Below are 11,895 nucleotides of genomic sequence, written 5' to 3'. Positions count from 1 at the left end.
AATATTGAGATTTATGAATATTGCTTTTGATAATATTCTTTATAAGCCCCTGAAGTAACATTCTGAAGCCATTCTTGATTATTCAAGTACCACTTTATAGTCTTCTCTAATCCTTCTTCAAAAGTTACTGAGGGTTTCCAACCTAATTCTTTATTAATTTTTGAAGCATCAATTGCATATCTCAAATCGTGACCTGGTCTATCTTTCACATAAGTAATTAGTTTTTCAGAAGTACCAGCTTCTCTTTCTAATTTACTATCCATTATTTTGCACAATAACTTAACCAGATCAATATTCTTCCATTCATTAAATCCTCCTATATTGTAAGTCTCATGATTTTTTCCTTCATGAAAAACTAAATCTATAGCGATTGCATGATCTTCTACAAATAACCAATCTCTTGTATAATTTCCATCACCATAAACAGGTAGCGATTTATTATTTATTATATTATTAATAAAAAGTGGAATAAGCTTTTCTGGAAAGTGATATGAACCATAATTATTTGAACAATTTGTTAAAACATATGGTAACCCATAAGTTTCTCCATAAGCTCTTACAAAATGATCTGAACTTGCTTTTGAAGCTGAATATGGAGAATTTGGATCATAAGAAGTTGTTTCTGTAAATAATCCTTCAGCTCCTAATGAACCATACACTTCATCTGTACTAATGTGATAAAACCTTTTTCCTTCGAAATTATTTTTCCATTGTTTTTTTGCTGCATTCAACAAATTCATTGTTCCAATTACATTTGTTTTTACAAACGCTAATGGATCTTCTATTGAACGATCGACATGAGACTCTGCTGCTAAATGCAAAATACCATCAAAATTGTGGAGTGAAAAAAGTTCATTAATAAAAACTTCATCAACTATATCTCCTTTTATAAAGGTATAATTTGATTGATTTTCTATATCCTTTATGTTTTCTAGATTTCCTGCATAAGTTAATGCATCTAAATTAAAGATTTGATACTCTGGATATTTATTAACAAATCTTCTTACTACATGTGAACCAATAAAACCAGCTCCACCAGTTATAAGTATTTTTTTCATTTTAAAATTTACCTAATTTAATAAATCCGAATTTTGTTTCTCTAATTCGTTATATATATCTTTTACGTCTTGCGAATTTTCTTTTTGCAAAATTAAATTAGCAGTTTCAGTATGTACAAAAATAGTATTTCGTAGTCCTAAAAAAGTTGTATGGCTATTACAGCCTATTACCATGTTTCCGTTTGAATCTATAGGATGGCCATTTGAAACAAGATATTCATATACAGATTCGAAAGAGCCTAAATCAGACCAAGAAAATGAAGCTGGGACTACTTTAATTTTTTTGCTTCTTTCCATCACTGCATAATCAATACTAATTGATGGAATTTCCATTGATAAATTTAAATTTAGAAATCCTTCTTTACTTGATTCCCAAACTGCTTTTGATTTTTCATAAACATCTGGCTGAAACTGTTTCAATTCATCTAAAAGCACACTTGCTTTAAAACAAAACATTCCACTATTCCACAAGAAATTTCCTCTTGCTATGAATTCTTTTGCAGTAGTCTCATTTGGTTTTTCTCGAAATGATATTACTTTATCTCCTTTAGATTCAATATAACCGTAACCTGTTTCTGGTTTTATTGGAATAATTCCGAAAGTAACTATAAAGCCATCTTTTGCTTTAGAAATCGCTTCTTGAATTGCATTGTTATAATCCTCCATCTTATCAATAATATGATCAGATGGTGTAACAATTAATATATCATCTGGATTTGAAGCAAAAGCTGCAAAGGCAATAGCTGCTGCTGTATTCCTTGGTGTCGCTTCTACAATATTAGTATAAGAAGTTTTGGTTTTATCCATCACCTTTCCACTTAAATGATGATTATCAACATTTCCTACTACCATAACTTTACCTGCTAAATGACTGTTGCGTTCAACTGTCATTTCAAATAAAGATTTACCCTCAAAAATTTCTAAATATTGTTTTGGCTGGCTTTTACGTGAAAGAGGCCATAATCTGCTTCCTACTCCGCCTGTTAAGACTACATGTATTATTGAATTTTTTGTTTCCATTATCTCTTAAAATAAAAAAAGGATTTTAGTTCTATAATCTATTATCAGCTATAGCACCTAAAACTCCTTTTACGTCATATAATAAACTATTTGATTTTTGCAATTTGACAAAATCTAATTCTAAAAATTCTGCATGAGAGACTCCTAGAACTATTGCATCAAATTTATTATCTGGAATAGAGTCTAATGTTACTAAATTATATTCTTTTTTTACATCATGTGCATTTGCAAGAGGGTCAAAAATTGTTACTACAATACCATATTCCTTTAAAGCTCTTACAACATCAACAATTTTGGTATTTCTAACATCTGGGCAATTTTCCTTGAAAGTAATTCCAAGCATTAGTAATTCAGCGCCATTAACAGAAATACCTTTTTTTATCATTAGCTTCACTATTTGAGAAGCTACATATTCACCCATACTATCATTTAAGCGTCTTCCAGCTAAAATTATTTCAGGATGATAACCAAATTCTTGTGCTCTTTGTGCTAAATAATAAGGATCTACTCCAATACAATGCCCACCAACAAGACCAGGTTTAAAAGGTAAAAAATTCCATTTTGTTGCCGCGGCTGTTAAGACTTCTTGTGTATCAATATTCATTAAATTGAAAATCTTAGCCAACTCATTAACAAAAGCAATATTAATATCTCGCTGTGAATTTTCAATAACTTTAGCTGCTTCTGCAACTTTTATTGTCGGTGCTAAATGTGTTCCTGCTGTGATTACAGATTTATACAAAGCATCTACTTTCAATCCAATTTCTGGAGTTGATCCTGAAGTTACTTTTAAAATTTTTTCAACGGTATGTTCTTTATCTCCTGGATTTATTCTCTCCGGAGAATATCCAGCAAAAAAGTCTTCGTTAAATTTCAAGTTTGAAACTTGTTCGAGAACTGGCACGCATTGTTCTTCTGTTACCCCAGGATAAACAGTTGATTCATAAACAACAATATCACCTTTTTTTAAAACTTTACCAACAGTTTCGCTTGACTTGTAAAGAGGCGTTAAATCTGGCCTATTATTTTTATCAACTGGGGTAGGAACGGTAACAATATAATAATTACAGTCCGCAATATCATTTAACGATGTTGTGCAATAAAGTCCTTTGTTTTGATTTGGCTTATCTACCAAAACTTTTTGCAAAACATCATCTTCAACTTCTAAAGTTGTATCTGTTCCCGATTTTAAGGAATTAACTCTAGATTCGTTTATATCAAAACCAATAACTGGGTATTTTGTAGCAAATAATCGTGCTAAGGGAAGGCCTACATAACCTAGACCAATAACTGCAATTTTTACATTATTTTCCAACTTCATATTTTTTTAATTTAATTTGGTCACTAAAACTCACAGCTTCGCCGTTCTCAGTCACATAACCCTGACTCAGATACCTAAATTAATGATTTTCGCGCAAATATAGTATATTAAGTCTAGTAATTCAATACGGTTTCCCGTATTACACTGAAAACCTTTATTTGCACTAAAAATTAACATTTACAATCATCTACTAATCAGACCGTAAATAAATACTTTATAAAAAAAACAGAAGAAAAAAATTCTATAAAGATTTTTCCTCCTGTTATATTGCATGAAATTTCACAACTATTTATACTTTATTTTCAATACGCACCCCAAAGCCTCCAATACTAAAATATAGTAATTATTAGACACTTCTTGTACAATTGCATTCTGATTACTAAATGCCCCTGATTCTAATTTAATTTTATCTCCAACCTGAATACCAGATACGGAAACTTCACTTAAATTCGGAGCTTTTAAACTTGTTTTAATAATTTCGATCTCTTGATCTTTTACAATTGCTGGTTTTCCTAACCAGAATAAATATCTCACAACTCCAGCAACTTGAAAAACCAAATTACGTTCTGAATCGGGTAATTGAACAAAAACATAGGAATTAAAAAGAGGAGTCTCAACTTTCTTTTTTCGGTCTGACCACTGTTTTACCTGAGTAATCATCGGGCAATAACATTCTATTCCCAACTGATTAAGCTTATCTGCAACTTTTTTTTCCCACTTCGGTTTTGTATAAACTACGTACCAATTCATTCTCTTTCATTTATCATTATAAAATACAAAACAATTTATGACCCGATACCGTTATAAACGAATCCGATTGCCTCTAATTGTTTAGCATCTAAAATATTTCTTCCATCAAACACAAAAGCTGGTTTATGCATAGAATCGTAGATCTTTTTCCAATCGTAAGTTGTAAATTCATCCCACTCTGTTAAAATGGCAATTGCATGAGCATCTTTACATGCTTCATAAGCGTCTTCAAAAGCATTTAAAGCTTTTATATTTTCTTCTTTTGCTCTTGTTTCTAAATAATCTAAATCGTTTAGCATTTTATTTTTAGAAACTTTCGGATCAAAAACCGAGATTTTAGCCTGTTCATTTATCAAATCATCTGCAACATAAATTGCCGCCGACTCTCTTGTATCGTTTGTGTCTTTTTTGAAAGCCCAACCTAAAAAAGTAATTTTTTTATCGGCTACTGTATTGTATAATGTCTGAACAATTTTATTAGAAAATCTTCTTTTTTGATGATCATTCATGATAATTACCTGCTCCCAATAATCTGCGACTTCGTTCAATCCGTATGACTTAGCAATATAGACTAGATTCAGAATATCTTTTTGAAAACAAGAACCACCAAATCCTACTGAAGCCTTTAAGAATTTTGGCCCAATTCTGCTATCCATACCAATCGCTCTAGCTACTTCATTTACATCTGCTCCTGTTTTTTCGCAAAGCTCAGACATTGCATTAATTGAAGAAATTCGCTGTGCCAAAAATGCATTTGCTGTAAGTTTAGATAATTCAGACGACCAAACATTTGTTGTCAAGATTTGATCTTTTTTTACCCAATTCGAATAAACTTCTACTAACGAATTAATAGCCTCTTCACCTTCTGGAGTTGTGTCGCCACCAATCAAAATTCGATCTGGATTTAACAAATCTGTTACTGCTGTTCCTTCTGCCAGAAACTCTGGATTAGATAAAATTTGGAACTGAACACCATTTCCTGTATTGTCTAATATACTTTTAATAGCTTCTGCGGTTCTAACTGGCAAAGTGGATTTTTCGACAACTATTTTATTTTGCTTCGCAACTCGCGCAATTTGTCTTGCACATAATTCGATATATTTCAAATCAGCTGCCATTCCTTTACCTTTTCCATAAGTCTTCGTTGGCGTATTTACGGAAATAAATATCATTTGAGCTTCATCTATTGCTTTATCTACCTCTGTAGAAAAAAACAGATTTCGCCCTCGTGCTTCTGCAACAATCTCAGAAAGACCTGGTTCATATATCGGAATATTTTCAGGATTTGGATCATTCCAATCTGCTATTCTTTGTTCATTTAAATCAACAACTGTAACTTGAATATGCGGGCATTTTTGAGCAATAACCGCCATTGTAGGTCCACCAACATATCCTGCACCAATGCAGCAAATTTTTGTAATTTTCATTTGATCTATTTTATCTTGATCTTAACTTTATTTTAAATTATTCCAATACCATTCAACAGCTTCCTTTAATCCATCTTGCAAAGAATATTTTGGATTGTAACCCAGATTCTGTTTTGCTTTTTCGATACTTGCTAATGAATGCGGTATATCTCCCGCCCTATTCTCTCCGTATATAACTGGAACATCTTTTATTTTTGGATCAAACTCGGATAGATATTCTTTTAAATATTTAACTAAATCATTTAATGTATTTCTATCGCCAAATGCAGTATTGTAAACGGAATTAATAGCTTCTGGATTTTGACTAGTCATTGCCAGCTCATTCATTTGAATTACATTATCTATGTATGTAAAATCACGAGAGTAATTTCCATCGCCATTGATTACTGGACTTTCATGATTCATAAATTGCTTTACAAACTTTGGAATGACAGCTGCATAAGCTCCATTTGGATCTTGCTTTCTTCCAAAAACATTAAAATATCGAAGTCCAATTGTTTCTAATCCGTAAGTTTTGCTGAAAATTTCTGCATAGAGCTCATTCACATATTTAGTAATTGCATACGGAGACAATGGTTTTCCAATAACCTCTTCTACTTTTGGCAATCCTTGAGAATCTCCATAAGTTGAAGAACTTGCGGCATATACAAATCGTTTTACTTTAGCATCTCGTGCTGCAGTAAGCATATTTAAAAACCCAGAAACATTTACGTCATTTGTAGTAATCGGATCTTTTATGGATCTTGGAACAGAGCCTAAAGCTGCTTGATGCAAAACATAATCTACACCTTCAACCGCCAAATTACAATCGGCCAAGTTTCGAATGTCTCCTTCTATTAATTTAAAATCAGAATTATTTAAAAAATCTTTTAAATTATGACGGTGACCTGTAGAAAAATTATCCAGACAAACTACTTTATAACCTAAACCTAAAAAATACTCAGTCAAATTTGAACCTATAAATCCAGCTCCTCCTGTAATTAAAATTGTATTTTTTGTTTTACTTTCCATTTATAAAAGTTTAGCTTTTTTTAATTCGATTTAAAAATTTCTTCCAAAATCCATTTTTAACCTCTTCTTCGTGATAACCATTCGAATAAGCTCCGTAACCATATCCGTAGCCATATCCACTACCATATTTGGCTTTATTTTCATAACCATTCAAAACAATACTCACATTATTCAATTCCCCACGCTTAAGTCTGGTATTTAACAACGTTATCATATCCTTCTTAGTATAATTTTGTCTCACAATATACAAAGTTACATCTGCAAACTGAACTAACTCTAAAGAATCTGCTACCAAACCAACTGGCGGAGTATCCAAAACTATATAATCATATTTCTGTTTCAATTCGTCAATCAATTCTTTCATTGCATCACTTAAAATTAGCTCTGAAGGATTTGGAGGAATTGGTCCAGAAAGTATTACATCTAAATTTGGAACTGGTGTCGAATTAGTAATCTCTTCTAAGGTATTTTGCCTTATTAAATAATTGACAACTCCCAAAGATGATTGTATTTGAAATTCATCTGCTAGTCTTGGTTTTCTTAAATCCAAACCAACGATTACTGTTTTCTTTTCGCTTAAGGCAAAAACTGTAGCTATGTTTATAGAACAGAATGTTTTACCTTCTCCACTAATTGACGAAGTTATCATTAACGTTTTGGATCCGTTTACTTGCTGTTTTTTATACAAAAACTGAAGAGAAGAACGTATCCCTCTAAATGATTCCGAAAGAGCAGATTTTGGTTTTTCAAAAACCGCCATACTACCTGAATCTTTATTAAGACCAACTACACCAAGCAATGGAATTTGAGTCAGTTTACTAATATCTTCACTATTCTGAATTGAATTATTAACGAAGAAAATCACTAAAACAAAAAGCAATGGAACCAGAATCCCTAAAAATAAAGCCATTATATAATTTACAGAAGTTTTAGGGCCTATTAATCCTCCGCCAATATCTTTTGCAGGATCAATAAAATGAATATCTGATAAGTTAGACGCTCTTACTATTTCAGCTTCATTTCTTTTCTGAAGAAATTCTGTATAAATATTATCATTTAAATCATATTTTCTTTTGATTTTCAATAATTCTTGCTGTTCAGCAGGAAGTCTTTTAACAGTGCTTTCAGCCTGGCCAATTTTTGCGTTTACTAGAGATAAATCATATATTAAAGATGCTTTTGCTGTAACAATATTCTCTTGAAGAACATTTTTTACCGCAGCCATTTGATTATCAAAATCTTTAAATATTTTTTCACTTTTAACGGCATAAGCCATTTCTGATCTCTGAGTAGAAAGTGCAATCAGCTTAGAAACATTTGCAACAATATTTGGATCCTCAATTCCTGCAACAGAAGGTGCTGGCAATCTTGAATAATCTACACTACTGTTTAAATAAGATTTTAACGAATTATAGTAGGCTATTTTTCTAGTCAATTGATCTTTTTGAACATCAAAATCCATTATTTTTTCTGAAACTTTAGAGCCTCCGTCTTCAATTTCATAGATATTTTTATCCTTTTGAAAAGATTTTAATTCATTACCTGTTTGCTTGAGCTGTGATTCCATTGCAACAAGAGTACTATCAATAAATCTAATGGTATTAGTTGCAAATTGGTTTTTGCCATCAAGCTGTATTTTAATAAGCATTTTTACAGTAGAATTCAAATAATCAACCATTCTGGTTTTATTTGTTCCCTGCATTGACAAAGTTAGTAGCGATCCACCGCTTTTTCCTGCATCTACATTTATTCCTCTATATCCAGATACAGTTCCATCAAAATCATTGAATCGAACAAAATATTCTTTTCCTTTATAGAAACCTGGATTATCTGTTATTTGAAGTTTCCAATTCAAAAATGGTAAATTAACACGCTCTCCTACTTTATATTTTTTAATAAAAGTTACAGGCTGTACTGATGTATTACTATAAGAATTGTTACTATAAGTTATGAGCGAAACCGAATTATTTTCAAATGGAATTTGAATTTGATATTCGTTTTCACTTAAAAACTTTATGCTAAGTAGTGTATTTGCAAGCTGTCCTTTCGTTTTATCAATATCGATATAAAAAGGAACGGCTCCATAAGAATCTATTAAATTATATTTTCCTTGCTCTAAATAATCTATATAAAACTGAAGCTTATCGACCACCAATTCGTTATGAGATCTTGACTGAAGAATTGTAGAAATACCATTTACTTGATCTGAAATTCCTCCCCAATTGAAAACCAAACTTGTATTTGAAGTAAAAAAAGGATTGCTTTCTTCTTTTATAGAAATCATCGTCTGCATTCCGTAAATTTTTTCTTTACGAATGTTTATTTGGTAAGCAATTGTGAAAGTAATAATCAAACTGACAAGAAACCATTTCCAGTAACTTGCAATTTTTAACAGAAACCCCTTAAAATCAAAGTGAGAATGATTTTCAAAAATGGCAAAATCTTTAATGTCTAACATTTTAAAAATCTATTTTTATTTTATAATTAGGTAAACTGTTGTTGCTAAAGACAACAATGTAATTATTGTCCCTACAGATTGTATCCCTGTCTGTCCTGTTCCCCAAGTTTTTTGTTTCAATGGCTTTACATAGATATAATCATTTGGCTGTAAATAATAATATGGAGATTTCATTACGTTTACATCTGTCAGATCAATATTATGCATTTGAACTCCAGTAGGTGATTGGCGAATTACTGTTACTTCTTTTCTATTTCCAACTGTAGTAATATCTCCCGCATTTGCAACAGCTTCTAAAATGGTTACATTATCTTTAAATAATGTTTTAGTTCCAGTACTTCCAACTTCTCCATTTATAGTATACCTGAAACCAGCTAACTTAACCGTAACAAAAATATTAGCTTCACTTTTAAAATATTCTTCGAGTAATTTTTTTTCAATTTTTACTCGAACCTCTTCAAGAGTGTACCCAATAACATTGATTTCCCCTAAAATTGGCATTCTAATATTTCCATGATCATCAACTGTAAATCCGTCAAAATAGAGCCCTGCTTCTGATTTTGAAGTTTGACCTCCCTCACCCTCTGTTGTATTAAAAATAGAAACCAATTTTGGATCAATTGCTTTTATATTAACACTTATAATATCATTTACCTGTAATCTATATGGCTTTGATTCTACAGCTGCAATAGATGTTTGCTCACCCGAATCGTTTTTATCCTGTAGATAAACCAAATCTTTAATTGGAATACATGAGGTAAATAACACTGAAATTAATAAGAATAGAAAAAAGCTCTTTTTTGTCATTCGTTCAATTTTATCGCAAATATAGTTTTCCTTTAGTGTAGATAAAAACTATATATTATTTGGGGGTTAGTTATTTAATTATTTTTAAATGTTTTTTCAAAAGGCACTCTATGTAAAATACTTCGGCCAAGTGTTATTTCGTCTGCATATTCCAATTCATCTCCAACAGATATGCCTCTCGCAATTGTAGAAATTATAATCTCCGAATCTGCAATTTGCTTATAGATATAAAAATTTGTTGTATCACCTTCCATTGTTGAGCTTAATGCAAAAATAATCTCAGAGACATCTCCTGATTTTACTTTTGCAACCAAACTAGAAATATTTAGCTGATTTGGTCCAACTCCTTCAATGGGTGAAATTTTACCTCCAAGCACATGATATATCCCTTTAAACTGCCCAGTATTTTCTATAGCCATAACATCACGAATATCCTCTACAATACATATTGTTTCATGATTTCTAACTGGGTTAGCACAGATTTCACAAATTTCAGTATCAGAAATATTATGGCAACTTTGACAAAACTTAATATCCTCACGCATATTTAACAATGCTTGAGACAAAAAACCAGTTTGCTCTTTCGGCTGTTTTAACAGATGAAGAACTAGTCGAAGAGCCGTACGCTTACCTATACCAGGTAATTGTGACATTTCGTTTACTGCTTTTTCAATTAATTTTGATGAAAATTCCATGACGACAAAAGTAATACTTTTAATGGTTCAGCCTACATTAAAGCCATTAAATTCAAGGCTTAACAATATTGAAAAATCATCAAGAAATAAAACCTTTTTCAGCACTTTAAACAATTTATCATTATCGCTTTATTGTATTTTCTTTAAGACCTTTGCAATATTTTTTAATATTGATTTGTAGCTAACAAAACCAATGTACAAGCCACTTCTTTTTCAATATTGTTTAAATCCAACAATTGATATAATTCTGGGTTTTCAGTTCCTGGATTAAAAATTACCCTTTTAGGTTGCGCTTCAATTATATAATTATAATAGTCTCTTTGACGAGCTGCATTTAAATACAAAGTAATAGTATCAATATTTTTTACTGGTATTGCTTTAGTCTGAATTTTTACTCCAGCAACTTCTCCTGCTTTTTGACCAATTGCCAAAACAGAATGTCCTTTTCCAACCAACATATTAACGGCTCTATATGAATAACGTTCCGGATTTGTAGATGCTCCTATAACCAATGTTTTTTTACTTTTCATAGTTTTTATTTAGACTGCAAAAGTAATCAAAAAGAACGATTTAATTTTATGCCTTTGATTTAGAATCAATAACAAATAAAAATATTATCATAACATAAATTCATGTAAAAGCATCAAAAAATAACTACATTTACTTCACTAACCAATATAATATGGAATTATTTATTTACTTATTTGCCGCTTTATTTTCGGTACTAAACCCGATTGGAACCGTACCAATCTTTGTCGGATTAACTCAACATGACTCTCAAAAGGAAAGATCTCGAATCTCACTTTGGACAGCAATCAATGTTTTTATCATATTACTGGTTTCTTACTTCATAGGCCAATATGTTTTAACTTTTTTCGGAATCAGTATAGATGCCTTAAGAATTGCGGGTGGAATTGTAATCGTAAATTCTGGTTTTTCTTTACTTTCTGGAAAATTCAACAAAAAACGAGGAATCAATAAAAAAATTGAAAATGAAGCGCAACACAGAAATGATATTGCACTCACTCCATTAGCAATACCAATGCTTGCTGGCCCTGGATCTATGTCTCTTTTAATTGCTTTTTATCAAGAACATCATGAAATAAACGAAATCATAATTTCGTCGCTAGCTATTCTTGCTATAGCTGTAGCTATTTTTGCCATTTTAAAAAGCGCTCATTATTTGGCTAGAATTCTAGGAGCTTCTGGAATTGTTGCTATTTCTAGGATTGTCGGATTTATTGTTATCTCAATTGGCATCCAGTATATAGTAAGTGCCATTGTAAATATTATCAAAGGAAATTTTTAATATAAATAAAAATTTTCTCCAAAAAGAAAGGGCTGCTAT

General features: G+C 31.2%; 11 protein-coding genes. 1 reads left to right on the top strand and 10 read right to left on the bottom strand.

Going from position 1 to position 11,895, the window contains the following annotated elements; all coding sequences use genetic code 11:
* Window positions 1–11 precede the first annotated feature (11 nt).
* From rfbB to AC3E9W_RS11780, 10 genes are all read right to left on the bottom strand, one after another.
* Window positions 12–1,058 carry a dTDP-glucose 4,6-dehydratase gene (gene rfbB, locus AC3E9W_RS11825; RefSeq protein WP_488768482.1) on the bottom strand — a complete coding sequence of 349 codons (1,047 nt, stop codon included), beginning with the start codon at window positions 1,056–1,058 and terminating at the stop codon, window positions 12–14.
* Window positions 1,059–1,070: 12 nt separating this feature from the next.
* Window positions 1,071–2,078 carry a mannose-1-phosphate guanylyltransferase gene (locus AC3E9W_RS11820; RefSeq protein ID WP_488768481.1) on the bottom strand — a complete coding sequence of 336 codons (1,008 nt, stop codon included), beginning with the start codon at window positions 2,076–2,078 and terminating at the stop codon, window positions 1,071–1,073.
* A gap of 31 nt (window positions 2,079–2,109) precedes the next feature.
* A complete protein-coding gene (locus AC3E9W_RS11815; RefSeq protein ID WP_488768480.1) occupies window positions 2,110–3,399 on the bottom strand; it encodes a nucleotide sugar dehydrogenase in 1,290 nt (429 codons plus the stop codon).
* Between the two features lie 285 nt (window positions 3,400–3,684).
* Entirely contained in the window at window positions 3,685–4,149 is a 465-nt protein-coding gene (locus AC3E9W_RS11810; protein ID WP_488768479.1) for a UpxY family transcription antiterminator, read from the bottom strand.
* Between the two features lie 35 nt (window positions 4,150–4,184).
* The gene (locus tag AC3E9W_RS11805; RefSeq protein ID WP_488768478.1) at window positions 4,185–5,576 is read right to left on the bottom strand and encodes a UDP-glucose 6-dehydrogenase; all 1,392 of its coding nucleotides are present in this window, start codon (window positions 5,574–5,576) and stop codon (window positions 4,185–4,187) included.
* Window positions 5,577–5,603: 27 nt separating this feature from the next.
* A complete protein-coding gene (locus AC3E9W_RS11800) occupies window positions 5,604–6,587 on the bottom strand; it encodes an SDR family oxidoreductase (RefSeq protein WP_488768477.1) in 984 nt (327 codons plus the stop codon).
* Window positions 6,588–6,597: 10 nt separating this feature from the next.
* A complete protein-coding gene (locus AC3E9W_RS11795) occupies window positions 6,598–9,045 on the bottom strand; it encodes a polysaccharide biosynthesis tyrosine autokinase (protein WP_488768476.1) in 2,448 nt (815 codons plus the stop codon).
* Window positions 9,046–9,060: 15 nt separating this feature from the next.
* Window positions 9,061–9,852 (bottom strand): polysaccharide biosynthesis/export family protein, encoded by a 792-nt coding sequence (locus tag AC3E9W_RS11790; protein WP_306158129.1) that lies wholly within the window; start codon window positions 9,850–9,852, stop codon window positions 9,061–9,063.
* Window positions 9,853–9,926: 74 nt separating this feature from the next.
* Complete coding sequence (gene recR, locus AC3E9W_RS11785; protein ID WP_456895566.1) at window positions 9,927–10,547, bottom strand: recombination mediator RecR; 621 nt, start codon at window positions 10,545–10,547, stop codon at window positions 9,927–9,929.
* 164 nt (window positions 10,548–10,711) lie between these two features.
* The gene (locus AC3E9W_RS11780; protein WP_488768475.1) at window positions 10,712–11,077 is read right to left on the bottom strand and encodes a CoA-binding protein; all 366 of its coding nucleotides are present in this window, start codon (window positions 11,075–11,077) and stop codon (window positions 10,712–10,714) included.
* A 152-nt stretch (window positions 11,078–11,229) separates the two neighbouring features.
* On the opposite strand from AC3E9W_RS11780, the gene AC3E9W_RS11775 reads away from it, so the two are divergent.
* A complete protein-coding gene (locus AC3E9W_RS11775; RefSeq protein ID WP_095931487.1) occupies window positions 11,230–11,856 on the top strand; it encodes a MarC family NAAT transporter in 627 nt (208 codons plus the stop codon).
* Window positions 11,857–11,895: the final 39 nt, after the last annotated feature.

Source organism: Flavobacterium sp. 38, from assembly GCF_057799715.1.
This window is presented reverse-complemented; position numbering and strand designations above follow the sequence as displayed.

Bases quoted from the DNA above. Each gene is read 5' to 3' on its own strand.
- AC3E9W_RS11805 (WP_488768478.1), bottom strand. From the start codon at position 5,576: ATGAAAATTACAAAAATTTGCTGCATTGGTGCAGGATATGTTGGTGGA.
- rfbB (WP_488768482.1), bottom strand. From the start codon at position 1,058: ATGAAAAAAATACTTATAACTGGTGGAGCTGGTTTTATTGGTTCACAT.
- AC3E9W_RS11775 (WP_095931487.1), top strand. From the start codon at position 11,230: ATGGAATTATTTATTTACTTATTTGCCGCTTTATTTTCGGTACTAAAC.
- AC3E9W_RS11790 (WP_306158129.1), bottom strand. From the start codon at position 9,852: ATGACAAAAAAGAGCTTTTTTCTATTCTTATTAATTTCAGTGTTATTT.
- AC3E9W_RS11810 (WP_488768479.1), bottom strand. From the start codon at position 4,149: ATGAATTGGTACGTAGTTTATACAAAACCGAAGTGGGAAAAAAAAGTT.
- AC3E9W_RS11795 (WP_488768476.1), bottom strand. From the start codon at position 9,045: ATGTTAGACATTAAAGATTTTGCCATTTTTGAAAATCATTCTCACTTT.
- AC3E9W_RS11800 (WP_488768477.1), bottom strand. From the start codon at position 6,587: ATGGAAAGTAAAACAAAAAATACAATTTTAATTACAGGAGGAGCTGGA.
- AC3E9W_RS11820 (WP_488768481.1), bottom strand. From the start codon at position 2,078: ATGGAAACAAAAAATTCAATAATACATGTAGTCTTAACAGGCGGAGTA.
- AC3E9W_RS11815 (WP_488768480.1), bottom strand. From the start codon at position 3,399: ATGAAGTTGGAAAATAATGTAAAAATTGCAGTTATTGGTCTAGGTTAT.
- recR (WP_456895566.1), bottom strand. From the start codon at position 10,547: ATGGAATTTTCATCAAAATTAATTGAAAAAGCAGTAAACGAAATGTCA.
- AC3E9W_RS11780 (WP_488768475.1), bottom strand. From the start codon at position 11,077: ATGAAAAGTAAAAAAACATTGGTTATAGGAGCATCTACAAATCCGGAA.